Origin of the sequence: Neoasaia chiangmaiensis (assembly GCF_002005465.1) — a bacterium.
Lineage (GTDB): Bacteria > Pseudomonadota > Alphaproteobacteria > Acetobacterales > Acetobacteraceae > Neoasaia > Neoasaia chiangmaiensis.
The window spans coordinates 1,080,835-1,101,211 of sequence record NZ_CP014691.1; the positions used below are offsets into that span (position 1 = coordinate 1,080,835).

Below are 20,377 nucleotides of genomic sequence, written 5' to 3' on the forward strand. Positions count from 1 at the left end.
CGTCAGACGGCTGTCGCATCCGGCGCGTGATCGCGCATATGGGCCGCCGTCCTGATCACCGTCGGGCCATGCTGCCGCTCCAGACGCCGGATCGTGAAATGCGCCCGCGCCAGCGCGCGATAATGTCCCATGAAGGCCGCATTCAGCGACGCGCCACACAGCGCACCGGCAACCGGCATCATCTGCAACGCGAACTTGCGCGACAGGCCGATCCCGTAATGGGACGCCACCTCCGCCACCAGCATCACCACCGGCCGGCCGCGCAGCAGGGCACGGGCTGAGAAGAAGCCCAGCTCGCTCTCCTCACCCTCGCGACCCAACGGAAAGCTGCGCAACGCGAAAACCTCCAGACAGGCGCGGCGCGTGTCCTCATCGCGCAGATCCTCGCCCTCCTCACGGGCGATCTGGGCGATTTCCCGCATGATCGTCAGGGTCGTGAAGCCGACATCGGGTGCCAGACCGATCACGCCGCCGAAGCCGCCAATCGCACCGGAGACGGCGACGGCCATCTGCCCCGCGTGATCCCGCCACGCCGGACGTTGCGCCGGCGTATCGTGCCCGATGCCCAGCACGGCGATATCGAAAGCGCGGGCGATGGCCGATTCCGCCAGCCCCTGCAACTTGCCCTGCAGATTGGGCGCCAGCCCCAGCCCCTTCATCCCAAGCTTCGTCGCCTGACCAACCGCGCCGCCCATCAGATCGGCCAGACGGACCAGAACGCCACGCCCCTGTTCGACCTTCGCCAGAACGGACTGAAGCTGCGCCAGCGAGTCGCCATCCAGCGCCAGGGATGCGATCTCACCGCCGACCGAAGCCGACGCGCCATTGGGTGAAGTCATGACAGTCCTCTCTTGCTCGCGCCCGTCGCAATGGAGCCGTTTTGGCTCATCTCACAACCGTGAACGCGGATGGACGCCAATCGGTCGCGATACAATGCGACAAAACTATTCATTTGCCCCATCTTCGGGTCTAAGAACAATGAAGGCAAACCGAAAGCCCTTTCGACGGTTGCAGGCTTGTCCAGACGCGCCATCGGGAGACAGGTTCATGCGACACACCACGAAGGTTACCCTTTTTGCAACGATCGTCGGTCTGATGTCGACCACCGCCGCTCTCGCCGATCCGGCACACGACATCCAGGCCCCCTTGCCCGCTGGCAATCAGGCACTCACCCCCGCGCAACAGGTGGCGTTGCCTGACGGCGGCGCACCGCCGCCGCCTCACGGCTATACGACGGTCGAGGATAACGACGCACAACTGGCCACCTACAGCGCGACAGTCCGCACCCATCGCACGCTCGGCCTGCCCGGCGGCGAGGCGCATCAGTCCACGTCCCTGCCCAATAACGCGCCGTCGCATTTCAGCCTGTTTGGCATTCCGGTCAAATTCAACGCTCCTGTCCGGCCGCCCTATACCAACAACGCCTACCAGACCTATGCCGGTTCACCCGGCAACGGTCAGACCGATGTCGCCGCCGAAGCCGCCGCAGGCCAGCCGTAAGGGCCGCGCGGCAACAGCCTTATAACGCCAGCGGCAGCACGATGGTGCATTGCGTGCCGACGCCGAGCCTGCTGTCGATTGTCAGCCTGCCACCATGCCGGTCAACGATGTGCTTGACGATCGCCAGGCCCAGCCCCGTCCCGCTCGGCTGTGCCACGGCATTGCGCGTCTCGACCCGATAGAAGCGCTCCGTCAGGCGGGGCAGGTGCTGCGCCTCGATCCCCGGCCCATTATCGCCAACCACGATGCTCAGCCCATTCTGGACATTCGTTTCGATCGTCAGCCTGACCGCCACGCCAGCGCCACCATATTTGACCGCGTTCTCGACGAGATTGAGGATGACCTGCACAATCTGGTCCTCGTCGCCGGGGAAAAACACGTCTTCCTCCGGCACCGTCATGCGGAACGATGCGTCGGCATCCCGCAACAGCACAGCCGTCTCGTCCATCAGACGATCCTGAATATCCTGCGTCGAGACGAGTTCCTTCGGACGGGAATGCTCCAGCCGCTGAACGCGCGAAAGATAAAGCAGCCGGTCGATCAAACGCTGCATGCGCGCCGCCTGACCGGCCATGATCGTCAGGAACTGCCGTTGCGCCGCCGGATCATCCGCCGCAGGCCCGCGCAGGGTCTCGATGAAACCGATCAACGAGGCCAGCGGCGTGCGCAACTCATGGCTGGCATATGCGACGAAATCGGCGCGCATGCGGTCCAGCGCGTCGGCCTCGGACCGATCGTCCAGAACCGCGATGATCGCATCGGAGCGCCACTCGGGCGCGCCCCAATCCAGATGCCATGGCGCAAACGTCACCTGCACAAAGCGACGAACCGGCACAGTCAGTTCGTATTGCGTTGAAACGGCCCCCTCGCCTGCCATATCGAGCATCGCCGCCTGGGCATAAGGGTGCCGCATGACGGCATTCAGCGCATTGCCGAACTGCGCCACGGCTTCGCGATTGGCGTGAAGGATGCGCCCGTTCGGATCAAGCAGCACGACCGCCATCGGCAGCAGTTCCACGAAGGCCTCGGGCGATGGCGACCCACCGGTTGCGACATCATCCCGGCCCAGCGATTCAGCAACGACCCGTTGGCCACGCCAGACCAGGAACCAGCCCAGACCGGCAAGCAGCCACCCCAGCCATTCAAGCGCCGCGAACAGCGTCAGACCGCATCGTCGAGTGCATAGCCGGCCGATCGCACCGTGCGGACGTAATCCGTCTCGTCCTCCTGGTTCAGCGCCCGGCGAAGGCGACGGATGTGCACGTCGATCGTCCGCAATTCGACATGCATGTTCGCACCCCAGATACGCTGCAGAAGGTCTTCCCGTGAAAAAACCCGGCGGGGATTACGCATCAGGAATTCCAGCAGCTTGAATTCGGTCGGCCCGAGCGTCAGCGAACGACCGCCACGCTCCGCCCGATGCGTTTCCGGATCGAGACGGAGATCGGCGAAGCTCAGCGTGTCGTAATTGACCTGCGTGCGCCGCAACAATGCCCGAAGGCGGGCATCCAGCGTTTCAATGCTGCATGGCTTGGCGATATAATCGTCCGCGCCACCATCCAGCCCCCGGATACTGTCCTGCTCGTCCGACCGCGCCGTCAGCATCACGATCGGCAGATCCCGCAATCGCGCGTTCGTACGGATGCGACGACATACATCCAGACCGGAAATGCCCGGCAACATCCAGTCGAGCACCAACGCATCCGGCCGCGCGCGTTCGAGCGACACCAGAGCCGTTTCGCCGTCCGACACGGCCTCGGCCTTGTAGCCGAGCTTTTCGAGGTTATATCGCAGCATCAACTGCAGGGACGGGTCGTCCTCGACCACCAGCACGCGAGCCATGGGCGTCTTCATCGCGGCGACACATTCTCCGTCAGATCCGACTGCGCGCCGCCACGAGGACGCAGCGCCGGAAGGTTGTCGCCGGTCACGGCATAATAGACGCGCTCGGCGATATTGGTGGCATGGTCGCCGATGCGTTCGAGGTTCTTGGCGATGAACAGCAGATGCGTGCACGGTCCGATATGGCGCGGATCTTCCATCATGTAGGTCACCAGCGCGCGGAACATCGCCGTGTAATACTCATCCACCGCGCGATCCGCGTGCCAGACGTCCATGGCCTGATCCGCATCCTGCTGCACGATCGCATCGATCGCACGGCGCAGGTTTTCCTGCACCAGCCGCCCCATGCTCTCCAGCCCCGAAAGCGAAATCCGGCCGTCCGCCAGATCGAAGCGCGTGCTCCGCCGGGCGATGGAGGCCGCATAGTCGCCGATACGCTCCAGATCGCCGGTTATCTTCAGCGCCGCCACGACCTCGCGCAGATCACCGGCCATCGGGTTGCGCAGGGCCAGCAGACGGATGGCCAGCGTTTCCACCTCGCGCTCCAGCGCATCGACCTGCGGGTCCTGCGCCGGCGCGGCCTGGGCGGCCTCCTCGTCGCTCTCGATCACGGCCGTCAACGCCTGCGCCACCTGGCTTTCGACGATACCGCCCATGCGGGTCATCAGCGCACGCATGCGCCCCAGTTCCTGCTCGTAGCTTCTGACCGTATGAACGCTTTCTGACGGCATGACCCGAATTCCCTCGACAGATAAACGCGACCGGCTTCAGCCGAAGCGGCCGGTGATGTAATCCTGCGTCTGTTTCTTTCCCGGATTGGTGAACAGCCGATCCGCCGTATCGATCTCCACCAGCGCACCCAGGTAGAAAAACGCGACCTGATCGGCGCAACGCGCCGCCTGCTGCATGTTGTGCGTGACGATGACGATGGTGAAGTCCTGCTTTAATTCATCCAGCAGTTCCTCGATCCGTGCCGTCGAGATGGGATCGAGCGCCGATGTCGGCTCGTCCAGCAGCAGAACCTCCGGTCGCGTCGCAATGCTGCGCGCGATGCACAGGCGCTGCTGCTGACCACCGGAAAGGCCGCCGGCCGGTGCTCGCAACCGATCCCTCACCTCGTTCCAGAGCGCCACGCGACGAAGCGAGTCCTCCACCCGTACATCCATCTCCGCGCGGGAGAGGTTCTCATGCAGCCGTATGCCGAAGGCGATATTGTCGTAGATCGACATCGGAAACGGCGTCGGCTTCTGGAACACCATACCGATTCGCGACCGCAGGACGTTCAGATCGAGCGTCGCATCGAGAATATCCGCACCATCGAACAGGACGCTGCCCGTCGCGCGCTGCCCCGGATAGAGATCATACATCCGATTGAAAACACGCAGCAGCGTGGACTTGCCGCAACCGGACGGCCCGATCATCGCCGTCACCTGTCGGCGCGGATAATCCAGCGTCACTTTCTTCAGCACATGATTCTGGCCATAGAAAAAATCGAGATCACGCACTGCGAGCGCGATATCCGCTGCTTCCACGACGGCCGGCCGATCGTTCGTCATCGCATTCGTATCGTTCACCCGCCCTCAGCCTTTCCGTCGGCCAAAGCCGAACCGCACGAGAATATTGATCGCCAGCACACCGAAAGTCACGATAAGCGCGCCGGTCCAGGCCAACGCCACCCAGTCGCTGTAAGACGCACCGGCATATTGATAAATGGCCACCGGCAAGCTCGCCATCGGCCGGTTGAGAGACAGGGACCAGTTCTGGTCACCCAACGACGTGAAAAGCAGCGGTGCCGTCTCCCCGCTGACGCGAGCAAGCGCCAACAGGATTCCTGTCAACACGCCAGGCCTGACCGATCGGAGGCAAAGGAAGATCACCACCCGCCAGTGCGCCGCCCCCAGCGCGGCACCCGCCTCTCGCATGGACGTCGGCACGAGATTGAGCATGTCTTCCGTCGTGCGGATGATGATCGGCACCGCCAGAATGGCCAATGCCACCGATCCGGCAATTCCGGAAAAATGGCCGAATGGCGCAACCAGCAACAGATAGACGAACAGCCCGACGAGGATGGACGGCGCGGAAAGCAGGATATCCGCCACGAAGCGCACGATCGCCGCGAAACGCGACTGGTTGCCGAACTCAGCCAGATAGATTCCACATCCCAGTCCGATCGGCGTCGCGATCAGCAATGCGACGAACGTCTGGACAAGACTGCCGACAATCGCATTCGCCAGACCGCCATGGCTGCCGGGCGGCCCCATCGGGCGCAGAAGCGCCGCCGTCGAGAGCCCTTCCAGTCCGTTTCGAAGCAACGTCCAGAGAATGGAACCCAGCACCAGCACAAGAATAGCCGTCGCCACCCAGCCGAATGCCGTCGCCGAGAGATCGACAACGCGACGGCGCGTGGCCCGCGACGTCTTCTGCCAGCCCACTGTCGAACCGCGCGCCGTCATGCCTGACGGCTCCGCAACAGCCAGCGCGCGGCGGCCAGCGTTGCAAATGAAATCAGCATCAGAATAAAGCCCAATGCCAGCAGCGACGCGAGTTTAAGACTTCCGGCCGGACTTTCCGGAAACTCCAGCGCAACCAGCGATGCCACCGTGTTGCGTGGGGCGAAGAGCGACCAGCCGATCGAATTCGCATTGCCGATGACGAAGGTCACGGCCATCGTTTCGCCCAGTGCCCGCCCCATGCCGAGAACGACACCGCCAACCATGCCGTTGCGCGACCACGGCACGACAACCTGCTGCATGACCTCCCATCGCGTCGCGCCCAGACCATACGCGCTCTCGCGCAGCATCGGCGGCATGACGGAAAACGTGTCGCGCATGACCGCCGTCATGAACGGCGTAATCATCACCGCCAGAACAAGCCCGCCGGTCAGCAGGCCGTAACCGAACGGCGCACCATGCACCAGCCAGCGCACCCCGGCCGTATGATTGAACCAGTGCCGGAGCGCCGGCTGAACATGCTGCGCCATGAGCGGCACGATAACGAAAAAACCCCACATGCCGAAAATGATCGACGGCACGGCAGCCAGAAGCTGCACGGCCGTTCCGACCCCCTCGGCAACCGCCGACGAGGCAATGGCCGTCAGCCAGAACGCGGTGCCGAAAGCCAACGGCAGTGCAATGATGACGGCGATCAGCGTGGAGCCGAGCGTGCCGAAAAGCGGCGCCAGCGCACCATATTGATCGGTAACGGGATTCCAGATGTTACGCACGATGAAACCCGGGCCGAACGCCTGAAACGCCCGGAGGCCGCCAAAACCCATCACGACGATCAGCCCACCGAGAGCCAGAAGCACCAGCAGGGCACATCCGCCCACAAGCAGGCGAAACAGCCGATCGCCCCGCCACCATGGCGTGTTGACGATCTTGGGCAAGGCATCGGTCGTCTCGGCTGTGGCGGGGATCATTGTCTCTGTCTGTTTCGCATCGGATATGCGGCGACCATAAGCATGGCGAAGTCCCCGTGCTGTAGCTTTACCATCCGCCACAGACAACATCGAAGCCGCAAGACGAAGATGAAGCTTTTATGACTCTTCGCCAGACCCATCGCCCCCCAGGCTGCGACCTTCCGCCCACCCATAACGCAGGAAATGATGGAGCGGCCCGATATCATACGCGCGGACATCCGCATTGCCGGCCAGATAGTTCGCGGCATCCCATCCGAAAACACCGCGCCCATCCGCGAGGCAGAAAGGCTCGTCACCCCGTGGCGCCGCCATGCTGCCGGCAGGGTGGCGCGCCCAGGGAAGGAAGAGACGCAAGGCCAGGTCGTAACGCTGACGATACGTTTCCTCGTCCATCGTCAGGATCGGCAGAAGGTGCCGTCCCGGAAGGTTGGGAACGCGCCGGTAATGTTCGAACGCCGCCGGATCGTCCGGATCGACCAACGATGTCGTCAGCTTCCGGCGCGCCGCGGCACGCATCTCCTCGAACGGGCGGTTGTGCCAGTGCAGATAGGCGAAACGTGACGTCGTGAAGCCCGACGCCAGCCGCGAATTGGGATTGTGCTGCCCGTTATCGACCGTGTCGACGCCGCCTGCCGGCAGGAAGCCCTTGTGGAATTCAGGATCGACCGCAAACCAGCCGGGCTGTTCCGGCACGTTGAACAGCGAAAGGTCGATGCGCAAGGCCGTCCTGCACTCCATCAGGCGAACGAATTCCCGCATGATATCGGCCCGACCGCCGCTGATGCGATCGTCCCCCACCATCGTGAGGAATTCGTCACAATCGACCGGCAGGGCAAAATCGTAATCCTCCTCCTCATCCCACGCCTGCATCGTGGTCGCCATATGGAAGCCCTTGCCGTGAAAATCAGCGATATCGTTCAGGTCGGTCCTGACCGTTGCCCCCATATTTGCGGCGTGACGCAATAGATATAAGGTAAGGTTATCGGTCGAGCCGTTATCGAGTATCGTCAGCCGATCCATTCCGAAGAGTTGGGCATAATGCGTCAGCCAGGCCAGAAGAAGCGCTCCTTCATTCCGCTGCATCATGACCACGCGAACAACTGGCTCACGCAAGCTTCCAATTCCTTTTCTTTATTTCCACCGAGCGCTTCGGTCTTGCGCTTACCGGATTTTTAATCGCTCTATACACTCGTATTCTGCTTTCTATGTATCCGATCTTTTACCAAGGAATCGCGCCTCGTCATGACAACGCAACCGCCGGCCTCTCGATTTTCAGGTTATTTCGACACTTGTGAAAATGGGGTCGCCCGCGGATGGGCTTTCGATCTCCTGCCGCCACACCAGACAGCGCGGCTGCACGTCCTGATCGACAAGCAGGAGATCATGCAGATCGAATGCAATATCCCGCGTCCTGACGTGCAGGCCGCCCTTGGCCTTCCCACAGACCTCGTCGGGTTCGAATTCGCGATTCCCGAAAACTTCATCGACGGCGAGGAGCACGCCGTTTCGATTCGCTTCGCCGATCGTAGCATCGTCCCCTTCAGCGATCCCGAGAACGCGGGCTTCTATCTGCCGGAATACCGCTTCAACGGCCATGTGCGACCGGAATACCAAAGCTTCGTCGACGGCTTCAAACAGGGCGCCATCCGCGGATGGGTGCTTGAGAAACGTCCGGGCGGCCCGCAACGTGGCGGCGTGCTGATCTCGGTCTCGGCCAATGGCGTCAAGGTCGCGCAGGTCCGGGCCGACCGCTATCGCGGCGACGTCGCCGCGGTCCTGGGGTGTGACCCGAACTGCGGCTTCGAGGTCATCCTGCCGCAACATCTTCGCGGCTCGTCGCCCCGGCAGTTCCAGGTCCATGTCCTGCCTTACGGGGAGGAACTCAACGGCAGCCCGTTCGTCACCTCCGTGGCTGACGATGCACTCGAATCACGCCTCGTCGATATCGCCGATATCGTGGACCGGCTGCACAAGGAACTGACCAACCTTCGATCCGAAATCCGCAATGTCATTCCGAAGCCCGGCTATAATCTGGGCGGATACGATCGCTGGGCACGCCATTATTACGCCAACCTGCGCGCGCGCGTCGCCAAGGCGCGTGACGAGGCACCGATGAAGCACAAGCCGCTCATCTCGGTACTTTGTCCAACCTACAAACCGCTGATGTCGGATTTCGAAGCCGCCGTCGAATCGGTCATGAGCCAGACCTATCCGAACTGGGAACTCATCATTGTCGATGATGGCGGCAAATCACCGGAAGTCGCCGAGCGGATCAAGGCCTACTGCGCGGAAGACTCCCGTATTCGCGCCGTCACCCTGAAGAAGAATCAGGGCATCTCCGGCGCAACGAACGCCGGCATGGACGCCGCCCAGGGCGAATACACCGTCTTCTTCGATCATGACGACCTGATGGTGGATGTCGCCCTGGAGGTCATGATCCGCGCGGCCCAACGCACCGGCGCGCGCCTTCTGTATTCCGATGAGGACAAGATCGACCAGGCCGGCTATTTCCTGGAGCCGAATCTCAAGCCGGACTTCAACTATCGCTATCTGCTCGGCTGCAACTACGTCTGCCATCTTACGATGGTCGAAACAAAGCTCATGCGCGAAATCGGCCATCTGCGGAAGGAATACGATGGCGCGCAGGACCACGACTTCATCCTCCGCGCGACGGAGGCGGTGCCGCACAACCAGATCCATCACGTGCCGGAAGTCCTGTATCACTGGCGCAAGACACCGAACTCCACGGCGGTCAGCGTCGGCAACAAGCAATACGCCATCGACGCCGGAGTACGGTGCGTCGCCGATCACCTCAAGCGCCTCAAGGTCCCGGCCGAGGTCTTCTCGATCCGTGGCCTGACGCTTTATGGCGTCAACTGGAAGCCGCGCCGCCTGCCCAAGGTCTCGATCATCATCCCGTTCAAGGACCAGATCGACACCACAAGCCGTTGCGTCGAGGCCCTCCTGGCCAACACGGATTACAAATCCTTCGAGATCGTCCTCGTCAACAACTGGTCCATCACCGAAGAGGCCGCCACCTTCATCAAGAAGGTGCGCAGGCTGCGCAACGTCCGCGTGGTCGACGTCGAGGAGCCCTTCAACTACTCGCGCCTGAACAACATCGCGGTCGCCACCTGCAACGCCGATTTCTACATGTTCATGAACAATGACGTGTTCGTGGAAGAAAAAGGCTGGCTGACACGCATCGTGGGTGAAGCGCTCTCGGCACCGGATGTCGGCGCCGTGGGTGGCAAGCTGCTATATCCGAACGACACGATCCAGCACGCCGGCGTCGCCGTCGGCCCCGCGGGCATCGGCGCCCACGTCCATCGTGGCGAGCCGGTCAGCGAATACGGTTATATCGGCCGCACGATGCTGTCGCATGAAGTCACGGCTGTCACGGCTGCCGCCATGCTGGTGCGCGCCAGCGTTTTCCATGAGATCGGCGGCTTCGACGAGGTCGATCTTCAGGTCGCCTATAACGACGTCGACCTCTGCCTGAAAATCCGCGCGGCGGGCTACCGCATCGTCTTCTGCGCGGAATTCGTGGCCTATCACCACGAATCACTATCCCGCGGCTCGGATCAGACAGCCGAACACGAGGCACGGTTCTTCAAGGAAACCCAGGCCATGCAGAACCGGTGGGGCGAAAGCCCGCTTTACCTGCGCGACCCCGCCTATCCCCGCTTCTTCACCGTGGACCGGCAGCCATTCTTCGACCTCGCCGATCCCTCAACCCTCACTGACCCTGTGTAACGCGCCGGGTTCGCGCATCCTCGGCCACACTGACGAGCCAGATCGCGAACCCACCCAACGCCAGGGCCAGACCGACCCACCCGACCGACGTCCATCCCAGACCAGCAGCAATCGCCAGGCCGCCGAGATAGGGACCGACCGCATTGGCGATGTTGAAGGCGCTCTGGTTCAGCGCGGCAGCGAAACCTTCAGCGCCGGTCGCGACTTCCAGCAGCCGCGACTGCACCACGGTGGCCAAACCACCGCCGCAGCCGATCGAAAACACGATGGCGCCCAGACTCCAGATATCGTGCGTCGCACTCGGGAAGCCGGCCATCGACGCCGCTTCGACCAGCAGCACACCGCCAATCGTCGGCATCATCCGCCGGTCCGCAAGCCACGCACAAACCAGCGTTCCCAACGTCAACCCCGCCCCGAACACGGCCAGCATGACCGGCACCGCTGTCGGCGCCGTATGGGTCACTTCCAGCATGATGGACGCCAAATAGGTATAGACGCAGAACACGCTGCCGAATCCAACGGCTCCAATTCCCAGCGTCAACCAGACCTGTGGCCGTCGCAATGCATCCAGTTCGGCCATGATGCTCGCATCATGGCGCGGTGGATCGCGCGGCGCGAAAGTCGCCACCAGAACGGCCGTGCACAGCGATAACATGGCGATCAACACGAATGCCCAGCGCCAGCCAACTGCCTGACCGATCAGGTTGGCCATCGGCACGCCACCGATCGTCGCGATCGTCAACCCCAGGACGACACGACCCACTGCCTGCGACCGGCGGTGCGGCGGCACCAGTGACGATGCCACCACGCCCGCGATGCCGAAATAGGCACCATGCGGCAAACCGGTGATGAACCGGCAGAGCAGCAGCGTCCAGTAATTCGGCGCCAGCGCGCTCAGACCATTGCCAATCATATAGAGCAGCATCATGCCGATCAGCATCGTGCGGCGTGAAACCTTCGCGCTGAACAAGGCAATCGTCGGCGCACCAACACACACGCCAGCCGCGTATGTCACGATCGCGTGCCCAGCTTCCGGCGCACTGATCCCCAGATCGCGCGCAATCATCGGCACCAGGCTCATGGCCGCGAATTCTGCCGTGCCGATCGCAAAGCCGCCGAGACCGAGCGCAAAGAAAATAGCCGAAACGGACGCAGGTTGTTGGTGAGCTTGAACGCTCATGCCATCCTCTTTTCCTGAATTGACGAGTTAGGACACACGGCATGCAGACCAAACGACAGTTCGGGGACCCGGCGACCCTCACCGCTCTTATCGCGGCATCGGACGATTATGAAGCCGCCTTGGCGCAAAACGACATCACGATGCTGGATTCACTGTTCCACGATGGTCCGGAGACCATCCGTTTTGGGGCCACCGAGAATCTGTTCGGCAGTGCCGAGATCGCGGCATTCCGCCGCGCACGGACCGGTGGCGCACCCCCACGACGCAACATCCGACGCGACATCGCCGTCCTGAGCGCGGATACCGGTTGCGTCAGCATTGTCTTCGAACGCGTCTCGGACGGTCGCATCGGCCGACAGACGCAGACATGGCAACGGCAAGCCGGAGGATGGCGCGTGATGGTCGCCCATGTTTCACTCCTTCCCGCGTCACCGCAACCAAGCCCCATGCCTCACGTTAAGGAGACCAACGCGCCAATTGCGCGATGAGAAATTTTTTTCCACAGGAGACGGCTCAATGCCCAACAAGAATACGTTGCATACGACGCAGAACGCACTTCAGTCGAACGCCAAGACCGTGTCGATCGAAACCCTGAACGCCCGCCTCGCCGACATGATCGATCTGGCCCTGATTACGAAACAGGCGCACTGGAACCTCAAGGGGCCGCAGTTCATCGGCGTTCATGAAATGCTGGACGGCTTCCGCGACACCATCGACGACGGCACGGACAAGATCGCGGAACGCGCAGTGCAACTCGGCGGGACAGCCTATGGCACGACGCAGGACGTCACGAAGAACTCCGGCTGCACACCGTATCCGACAAATATCTATCGTATCGCCGATCATATTTCGGCGCTGATCGATCGTTATGCGACGGTAGCCAACAACATCCGTCAGTCGATCGACATCACGGACGAAGCTGGCGATGCCGATACGGCCGACCTCTTCACGGAGGTCTCCCGCGCACTCGACAAGAACCTCTGGTTCCTCGAGGCCCACGTGCAGGAGCCAACCGGCACAATGCGCGACGGCGACCACAAGGGCAGCCGGAGCTAACAGGCAAACGCTTCAATCTGCACCCGCATCGGCAACGATGCGGGTTTTTTATGGAATTCTATTTTTAAAAAGCAGCGTGTCGTTGATCATGCGTCTCATGCCGCACGGCCGACAGTCTCTGAAATCTAACGTCCTGAACTTCGCAGAATATTCTGAACCATCTCATTGCGCTCCTGTTCCGGGCTCTGATTTGGCGCCGATGCATATAAAGCCTTCAAAGCCGCAATATCGAAAGGCGTCAGTGTTTTTGGTGCATCCGCACGATATTGACCGTTTTCGAAATCTGCCATGATTGAGAACGGCTCAAATGCCGTTGCCATGTCCGGTTGAGCAAGTGCCACGAACGAAATGTAGTTCGATAGCGCCCCCCACGTCATACTTCCTGTCTTCGATACATCAATAATAATGAAAACGTACTTGGTCTCTTCCCGTGTTGGCAGGTTTAGGGCTGAGACGTCAGATGTTTCGATCGTAGGAGTGTCCTTCCAGGGACCGGTGGGTAAATAACTCACATAAGCGCCGTCGGACACCTCGACCCCCACGGAACGAAACCATCTCACCGGACGATCCTTGCGCAATAAATCCGTGTCTGCGGTACTCATTGCATCCAGATTCAACGATGTTGCACCGTTCGTATCCACACCCTGCCAAAGAGTCGGATTTATCTGATGGATTTTCCTGAAAACATCATCTCCGTCATTTGACGCAACAATATAGACATCAGGCTGCGCGCAGTTTCTATCGAACGCTATGTCCACCAGTTTCGCATTAGACTGGAGATGCTGGATAATAATATCGGAAAATATCGGATTTAGGCCATAGACCTTTGGGCAAACAGGCCGATTCCAGCGGGAAATCTGGTGATTCGGCCTGACCGGCGTCATCGCCTTGACGGCCGCTTTCACTTCGGCTGATGAAAGCGCATGAACAGTGATGTTTTCGGTGGCCGCATTGGCCTGAAGAACGACTGACGCGCCGATTGCACAGATAACAGCGCCCAGAATTCCATTACGGCGGACCATTCAATCCATCTTTCGTAACGACGGTTACCGGATCGGCATTCTCGTTTCCGGTTATCCAACCTGTTCCATGCACCATGGCTTGTTTGCCTCGCCAATTCAAAAAAGTAGAGGCCGACATATCATTCAATATCCGTCAGAACGACGACGGCGCGTGCGTCATGCGACTGGGCGCCACACGACTCACGCAACGCCTTTGCTAACGATCAATTCTCGCCATATTGGCCGCACTATAACGCGAGCCGGAAATTCGCCCCGCCGAAAGCGCATCGTCGATCTGCCGGACTGCCTCGTCTTCCAGAACGATACTCAAGGCACCCAGATTCTCTTCCAGATATTTCCGGCGTTTCGTTCCGGGGATCGGCACGATATCATCACCTTTCGCCAGCAGCCATGCCAGCGCCACCTGACCGGGTCGGGCGCCGATCTGCGCCGCAATATCGCCCACAACCTCCGCCGCATGTCGATTGGCCACGAAATTTTCGCCCTGAAAGCGCGGATCATTGCGCCGGAAATCGTCCGCCGGATACTCCTCCGCCGGTTTCGCGTCGCCCGTCAGAAAGCCTCTTCCAAGCGGACTGAACGGAACCAGACCGATATTCAGTTCGCGCAGCAGCGGAATGATCTCCGGCTCCAGATTGCGCTCCCATAATGAATATTCGCTCTGCAAGGCACTGACCGGAAAGACCGCGTGAGCACGCCGGATTGTCTTTACCCCCGCTTCCGAAAGACCGAAAAACCGCACCTTCCCGGCCTTCACCAGATCGCCGACCGCGCCGGCAACGTCCTCGATCGGCACATCAGGATCGACCCGGTGCTGGTACAGCAGATCGATATGATCCGTCTGCAACCGCTTCAGAGACGCCTCGACGACGTCCGCAATATGCGCCGGACGACTATCGACGCCGACCGGCTTCCCGTCACGGATATCGAAGCCGAATTTCGTGGCGATAACGGCCGAATGGCGCCTGCCTGCCAGGGCGCGCCCCAGTAATTCCTCGTTGATGAACGGTCCATAGACTTCCGCCGTGTCCAGGAAGTTCACGCCGAGTTCCAGCGCGCGGTGAATGGTGGCGATCGACTCACCTTCATCCGCCGGACCGTAGGACTGACTCATTCCCATGCAGCCCAGCCCCAGCGCCGAAACGCTAAGACCCTGACTGCCCAATTCACGATGGCGCATTATCGCCTCCCCTGCTGACAGGGGAGGAAACTTACAAGGCGATGGTAAGTTCGCCGAGGCGATCGGTCAGCTTGATGTTCTCACGATAATCGACCGGCACGACCACAACGGAAACACCCGGCTCGTCCAGAGCCGCGCGCAGGACAGTCTGAAGCTGCCCGGCTTCCTCAACCCGGTGGCCATGCGCGCCGAAACTCTCGGCATAGGCAACGAAATCCGGGTTTTTGAAATCGACGCTCCGATGATGGCCCAGTTCGAGATCCATCTTCCACTTGATCAGACCGTAAGAACCATCTTCCCAGATCAGCACCTTGAGCGGAACATTCTCCCGCACAGCCGTTTCGATCTCCTGCGAATTCATCATGAACGATCCATCGCCCATCGTGGCCAGTACGCGCCGATCGGGCCGCGCCAGTTTCGCGCCGATCGCACCCGGCAGGGAGAATGCCATGGTCGAAAGCCCGTTGGAAATCAGGCATGTCAGCGGTGCCTGCGTCGGATAGAGGCGCGCCATCCACATCTTGATGGCCCCCGTATCGGCGAGGACGATATCCTCGTCGTCCATCACCGCACGCACGTCAGTCACCACACGCTGCGGCTTGAGCGGATAGCTGTCGTCTTTCGCCCCGGCAGCCAGTTCATCGGCCAGCAACTGACGAATTTTCGGCTCGCTGCGGCTCGGCGGTGCCTTATGACCGTCCCACGCGGTCAACAGGGCATTGATGCCGCCCACGATGTCGGACTCGATGCTGACCGCGACCTGATACGCCGCATCCGTATCCGGCGCGAAACGATGCAGGTGAATGATCGTCTTGTCCTTGTGCGGATTGACGCGGGACGGGGCAAACTCCTGCAACTCATATCCGACGGATAAAATGAGATCGGCGTCATCGAAGGCGAAATTCTCATAGTCATGCCGCATGAAGCCAATGACGCCGAGGGCGTTGGGATGACGATCAGGTATAACCCCCTTGCCCATGAAGGTGGTCGCGACCGGCGCGTTCAGCGTTTCCGCCAAACGCACAAGTTCAGCCGATGCACCGGCACGCGCCACGCCATGTCCGGCAAGAATGACCGGACGCTTTGACTTGCCCAGCAACGCCACGGCTTCCTCGATCCGCTGCGGGTCCGCCCCGGCATCATGCGTCGGCGTATCCTTCAACGGCGCGAAACCGGCAGGCATCGGCATCGCCTCGATATCTTCCGGAATGGCAAGGTACGTCGCACCGGGTCGCTCGGATTGCGCCACATCGAACGCCTTGCGCACCATCTCCGGAACGGCCTGCGGCGTCATGATCAGGTCCGCCCATTTTGTAACGGGTTTGAACATGGCCACGAGATCGACGATCTGATGCGACTCTTTGTAAATGCGGTTAAGCCCCACCTGCGCCGTAATCGCCACCAGCGGCGTGCTGTCGGTGTTCGCATCGGCCACGCCGAGCAGCAGGTTGATCGCCCCCGGCCCGAGCGTCGCCGTGCATACGCCTGCCTTGCCCGTCAGCCGGCCATAGATATCCGCCATGAAGGACGCGCCCTGCTCGTGGCGCACCAGAATGAAACGGATGCCCGATCCCTCGAGCGCATCGACAAGCCGGATATTCTCCTCGCCCGGAATGCCGAAAACATATTCCACCCCCTCCTGCTTCAGGCAGGAGACAATGAATTGCGCAACATTCTGCTTGTTATCTGACATTGCCATTTTCTCCAGAAAGGATGGTCATCGGGCTGTAAGCCACATGAAGCCACCCATGGTCAGAACCGAAAAGATCGTGCTGAAAAACAGGATCGAGGCCATCTCCTGTTCCGCCGTGTGATATTGAACGGCCAGGATCGTCGCGATGGAGGCCGTGGGAATGGCCATCGTCACGACCGCCTCCTCACGGATCGTCGGCGTCAGGAACAGCAGGGCCACGCCCCACACGATCAGAGGCACGGCGATATTGCGCGCCAGCGTCGCCACCACGACGCTGGTGGAGACCGCCACGCGATGCGAGAACAGCACGATACCGGAAGCGAATAGTGCCACGCCGCCGGTCGAGCGACCCAACAACGCCAGCGAGTCCCGGATCGATGCGGGCAGCCGCCAGCCGATCAGGATGATGAGCAGCGCCAGCATCGGCGCCCAGACCACCGGCTCACGCAGCGCATCCAGAACGAGTTGCCCGGGTGCTTTCCGCGCGCCATCGCCGGTCGGCGCCGCACCGCTGAGCGCAATCAGCGAGATCGGCACCTGCAGCAGGTTCATCACCAGACCGCAGATCGCAATGGCGATGGCACTCTGATCGCCGAACAGGTGCCCCAGCACGGAAACACCGACAAACGGCACCGCTGGCCCGCCAATCGCCAGGGCCAGCAACGCTGCACGCGCCTGCCCGAGCCGTAGGACGATCGCAACGCCGAACACGAGGAAATAGCTGCCCATCATGCCGAAAAGGATCATCAGCGCGAGAGGCCACTGCGCGATCACCGCATCGCGCGACGTGCCGACCATCCCGGCAAAAAGACTCAGCGGCAGCGCGTAGAGCATGACCATGCGATTGAGGATGCCGGCCTGCTTCGCATCGAAGTCATGATGCCAGCCGGCCATCATGCCGAGCAGCAACGTGACGACGATAGGCAATAAAGCGCCGATAATGGATTCGATCATGATTTTCCCGTCGTGTCGTCGCGTCGCGTCATAAGATCATCGTCGTCATGAAACCGAAGACCGACGCGTTGCCCAGTCGTTTGGACGCCGCCGGATGCACGATGTATTGGTATTCCGGCTGAAACCGGACGCCCCGCACGATGGCCGCACCGTATTTCAGTTCGAAGACGTTCTCACCCATGAGCGGCAGATTGCCAGTCGGCAGATGCAGCGCCTGCAGCGTCTGCGCCTCCTGCTGAAGATTCTGGCTGAAGTCGTAATGCGCGAATACGAGGCCGGGCCGATCGAAGGGCCGCCCCGGCACGATTCCGCCGGCGTCGATCCCGCCAAAAGCCTGCGAACGATAGACACTGCGCGAGCCCGTATTATGCACGTAGCCACCGAACAGCACGACACCGCTCAGATCGTTCTGGCCCGTGCGATAAATCATCTGGTCCGCAAGAAACCAGACCGTATCGCGCACCTTGCCCCTGGCTTGCGGATTGCTGGCGAACGAACCAAGCGGAGCGTAACGCGTCGTGTCGATCGCGTAACCGACCTTGTAATGCCCCACCAGCGCATGCGGGCCCACATAAGGCTGCCACATATCCTCTATCGGCAGGAGCACGCCCGTATTGCCGTTATCCGCCCAGTTCCAGCCCGAGGGACCACCGTATTTCGCGTCCGATGCGAAGGCGCCAAAGGTCAGGATATTATCCTTCACCGGACGGATACGCCCCGCAATACCCCAGTTTGATTTCGGCCAGACCGTGAAAGCCTGCTCACGTTTCAGGGCATTGGGCGAGGAGCATATCGTCGTGAACTGACAGTAGATCGGCGAATGCGCCACTTCGAGTGCTACAGGCAGACGGCCGTAATCGATGCCCAGTTTCTTGTTGAACAGCAGGCTCTCGCCATAGAGCCAGACGAGATGGGCCAGCACATTCCCGCCGGCGCCATAGACTTCCTGCAACGAAAGGCGTGAATCGCCGAAATTATCGGCCATCAGGTTTCGGCCCGCACGGTTGACCACCAGCATATGCGTCCAGAAATCCGGAATGCCCGCCAGCTTGTTCCAGTCTATATTGATCTGAAGCGCCTCTTCCGACGCGTAATCCATACCCTGCCTGTTGCCACCTGACGGATTACCGAGAACCTCGGCCTTGTAGGATAACGACCACCGGATGCCATGATCTGCCAGCCAGGGACGCCAAAGCGCGTCATCGCTCAGCAGATGTTCCGAACGCGCTGTCGCGAAGGCATATCGCCACGCAATATCGTTACTCGGCAGATTGCCGATCTGACTGAAATTCTGCATGAAATAGAAATTACTGAGCGGCTGAATATACCAGCTTCGCCCTCGCTCCTGCGGCGGTCTCGGGCAAGGCTGCAAGGTGCGACCGTTCTGAATGACCTGATTGCTTGGAATGGGGCAGTAGTCCGCCTGATGCTGCGCGGTTGCCGGCGCCGGTCCGGCAAAGGCAAGCTGGGCGAAGATCAGCGTCGCCAGAACAAACAGGACGCATATGACGGGCGTCCTGATCGTCGCGATTTTCGCATTAACCCGCCGCCCCAACATCACGCAAATCATCCTTTCCCGCCAGTCGGCGGGATGGTGCGTCACGTGAACCCTGCGTTTCCATGATCTATGTCAATTCGCGTTGCTTTTTATTTCCTGAGCCGATGGGCGAGATAAGCGGTTATCGCCGCCTCCTGTGCCGTCAACGCAAAATCGTCGGTCCCGTCCAGCACCGCATCCGCCCGTGCGGCAAACGCTTCGCGCAGGGTTCCGTCAAGATAGCCATCCAGAACACCCGGATGAATATAGCATTTCCGGCAGACCGATGGCGTGTTGCCCAGTTGCGCCGCCACATGCTCGATCGCCCGCAAAAGATTTTTCCGCGCCCGCGCCTTGGTGTCCACCGTCTCGAAAGCCGTCAGCGCCATGGCCGCGAGCTTGGTCGCCGCCCAGGTCCTGAAATCCTTTGCCGTAATGTCCGCCTGCGTGATGTCGCGCAGATAGTCGTTGACATCATGTGAATGCACATCGTGCAGCGCGCCGTCGTCGTCCACAAACCGGAACAGACGTTGCCCCGGCAGGTCCTCAAGCCGTCCAATCACCCGCGCCAATCGGGGATCGTCGATCTCGACATGCGCCCTGATCCCATGCTTCGCCCTGAAATCCAGCGTCAGATGGTGCCTCCGGATTTTCGCGTGCCGGTGGCGCAAGGTGGTCAGGCCATAGCTTTTATTCGTCTGCGCATATTCGTCGTTGCCGATCCGCGCCATCGTGCGCTCCATCAGCCGCACCACGGCTGCGATCACCCGCGTGCGCGATAAAGCCGACTGCCGTAGATCCTGATCGATCCGCCGCCGGATCTCCGGCAGCTTTTCGCTGAAAACCAGCATCCGCTCGAATTTGTTCTCATCACGCACCGCTCGCCATCGCGGATGATATCGATATTGCCACCGACCGCGCGCATCCCGCCCCACGGCCTGAAGATGCCCGTCAGGATCGGCACATATCCAGACATCCTGATACGCCGGCGGAATGGCCAGTCGCTTCAGCCGGGCAATCTCATCGCCGTCGGTAATCCGTTCGCCTGTCGGATCGCGATAGAAAAAACCCTTTCCCGCCCGATGCCGCGTGATACCCGGCATGTCGTGATCGACGTAATGCAGGGAAGCCATTCTGGCATGCGCACGGGCTGCCTGCTCATGCTGATCGACAACCCCGGCCTCGCCCATGACGCACTTTACCCTTCCTGAACCGGGTATCTAAGCGCGCCTGGGCTTC

General features: G+C 60.9%; 19 protein-coding genes. 4 read left to right on the top strand and 15 right to left on the bottom strand.

The window, feature by feature from the left end; translation table 11 throughout:
• Nucleotides 1-2: 2 nt before the first annotated feature.
• Nucleotides 3-839 carry an EcsC family protein gene (locus tag A0U93_RS05155; RefSeq protein ID WP_077806401.1) on the bottom strand — a complete coding sequence of 279 codons (837 nt, stop codon included), beginning with the start codon at nt 837-839 and terminating at the stop codon, nt 3-5.
• 208 nt (nt 840-1,047) lie between these two features.
• Here A0U93_RS05155 and A0U93_RS05165 point away from each other — a divergent pair, with 208 nt between their 5' ends.
• Nucleotides 1,048-1,500, top strand: a complete 453-nt coding sequence (locus tag A0U93_RS05165; protein WP_077806403.1) for a hypothetical protein — start codon at nt 1,048-1,050, stop codon at nt 1,498-1,500.
• A 19-nt stretch (nt 1,501-1,519) separates the two neighbouring features.
• Here A0U93_RS05165 and A0U93_RS05170 read toward each other — a convergent pair whose 3' ends face one another.
• The 7 genes from A0U93_RS05170 to A0U93_RS05200 form a co-directional block, all read right to left on the bottom strand.
• Nucleotides 1,520-2,518: a sensor histidine kinase gene (locus A0U93_RS05170; RefSeq protein WP_147151135.1), complete on the bottom strand. Its 999-nt coding sequence runs from the start codon at nt 2,516-2,518 to the stop codon at nt 1,520-1,522.
• A gap of 143 nt (nt 2,519-2,661) precedes the next feature.
• Nucleotides 2,662-3,354 carry a phosphate regulon transcriptional regulator PhoB gene (phoB, locus tag A0U93_RS05175; RefSeq protein ID WP_077806405.1) on the bottom strand — a complete coding sequence of 231 codons (693 nt, stop codon included), beginning with the start codon at nt 3,352-3,354 and terminating at the stop codon, nt 2,662-2,664.
• Nucleotides 3,351-4,073 carry a phosphate signaling complex protein PhoU gene (gene phoU / locus A0U93_RS05180; RefSeq protein ID WP_077806406.1) on the bottom strand — a complete coding sequence of 241 codons (723 nt, stop codon included), beginning with the start codon at nt 4,071-4,073 and terminating at the stop codon, nt 3,351-3,353. Before phoU ends, phoB begins: the two co-directional genes overlap by 4 nt.
• A 36-nt stretch (nt 4,074-4,109) precedes the next feature.
• The gene (pstB, locus tag A0U93_RS05185; protein WP_077808344.1) at nt 4,110-4,898 is read right to left on the bottom strand and encodes a phosphate ABC transporter ATP-binding protein PstB; all 789 of its coding nucleotides are present in this window, start codon (nt 4,896-4,898) and stop codon (nt 4,110-4,112) included.
• A 24-nt stretch (nt 4,899-4,922) separates the two neighbouring features.
• Nucleotides 4,923-5,795, bottom strand: coding sequence for a phosphate ABC transporter permease PstA (gene pstA, locus A0U93_RS05190; protein ID WP_077806407.1), 873 nt, complete (start codon nt 5,793-5,795; stop codon nt 4,923-4,925).
• On the bottom strand, nt 5,792-6,760 hold the full coding sequence (gene pstC / locus A0U93_RS05195; RefSeq protein WP_077806408.1) for a phosphate ABC transporter permease subunit PstC: 969 nt from the start codon (nt 6,758-6,760) through the stop codon (nt 5,792-5,794). Before pstC ends, pstA begins: the two co-directional genes overlap by 4 nt.
• Before the next feature lie 117 nt (nt 6,761-6,877).
• Entirely contained in the window at nt 6,878-7,873 is a 996-nt protein-coding gene (locus A0U93_RS05200) for a glycosyltransferase family 2 protein (RefSeq protein WP_147151137.1), read from the bottom strand.
• Nucleotides 7,874-8,002: 129 nt separating this feature from the next.
• On the opposite strand from A0U93_RS05200, the gene A0U93_RS05205 reads away from it, so the two are divergent.
• Nucleotides 8,003-10,516, top strand: coding sequence for a glycosyltransferase family 2 protein (locus A0U93_RS05205; protein ID WP_077806410.1), 2,514 nt, complete (start codon nt 8,003-8,005; stop codon nt 10,514-10,516).
• Here the strand turns inward: A0U93_RS05205 and A0U93_RS05210 are convergent.
• Nucleotides 10,500-11,696 carry an MFS transporter gene (locus A0U93_RS05210; RefSeq protein ID WP_077806411.1) on the bottom strand — a complete coding sequence of 399 codons (1,197 nt, stop codon included), beginning with the start codon at nt 11,694-11,696 and terminating at the stop codon, nt 10,500-10,502. The two genes, A0U93_RS05205 and A0U93_RS05210, sit on opposite strands and share 17 nt — an antisense overlap.
• Nucleotides 11,697-11,737: 41 nt before the next feature.
• Between A0U93_RS05210 and A0U93_RS05215 the strand changes: the two genes are divergently transcribed.
• Nucleotides 11,738-12,184, top strand: coding sequence for an AtzH-like domain-containing protein (locus tag A0U93_RS05215; protein ID WP_077806412.1), 447 nt, complete (start codon nt 11,738-11,740; stop codon nt 12,182-12,184).
• Nucleotides 12,185-12,212: 28 nt separating this feature from the next.
• The gene (dps, locus tag A0U93_RS05220) at nt 12,213-12,752 is read left to right on the top strand and encodes a DNA starvation/stationary phase protection protein Dps (RefSeq protein WP_077806413.1); all 540 of its coding nucleotides are present in this window, start codon (nt 12,213-12,215) and stop codon (nt 12,750-12,752) included.
• A gap of 125 nt (nt 12,753-12,877) precedes the next feature.
• Here dps and A0U93_RS05225 read toward each other — a convergent pair whose 3' ends face one another.
• The 6 genes from A0U93_RS05225 to A0U93_RS05250 all read right to left on the bottom strand — a co-directional run bounded on the left by A0U93_RS05225 (nt 12,878) and on the right by A0U93_RS05250 (nt 20,328).
• Nucleotides 12,878-13,774, bottom strand: coding sequence for a hypothetical protein (locus A0U93_RS05225; RefSeq protein ID WP_077806414.1), 897 nt, complete (start codon nt 13,772-13,774; stop codon nt 12,878-12,880).
• Between the two features lie 196 nt (nt 13,775-13,970).
• Nucleotides 13,971-14,954: an aldo/keto reductase gene (locus A0U93_RS05230; protein ID WP_077806415.1), complete on the bottom strand. Its 984-nt coding sequence runs from the start codon at nt 14,952-14,954 to the stop codon at nt 13,971-13,973.
• 31 nt (nt 14,955-14,985) lie between these two features.
• On the bottom strand, nt 14,986-16,647 hold the full coding sequence (locus A0U93_RS05235) for an acetolactate synthase large subunit (protein WP_077806416.1): 1,662 nt from the start codon (nt 16,645-16,647) through the stop codon (nt 14,986-14,988).
• Nucleotides 16,648-16,671: 24 nt separating this feature from the next.
• A complete protein-coding gene (locus A0U93_RS05240; RefSeq protein WP_077806417.1) occupies nt 16,672-17,601 on the bottom strand; it encodes an AEC family transporter in 930 nt (309 codons plus the stop codon).
• A 28-nt stretch (nt 17,602-17,629) separates the two neighbouring features.
• On the bottom strand, nt 17,630-19,204 hold the full coding sequence (locus tag A0U93_RS05245) for a carbohydrate porin (protein ID WP_147151138.1): 1,575 nt from the start codon (nt 19,202-19,204) through the stop codon (nt 17,630-17,632).
• A gap of 44 nt (nt 19,205-19,248) precedes the next feature.
• Nucleotides 19,249-20,328, bottom strand: coding sequence for a DNA topoisomerase IB (locus A0U93_RS05250; protein ID WP_077806419.1), 1,080 nt, complete (start codon nt 20,326-20,328; stop codon nt 19,249-19,251).
• Nucleotides 20,329-20,377 lie beyond the last annotated feature (49 nt).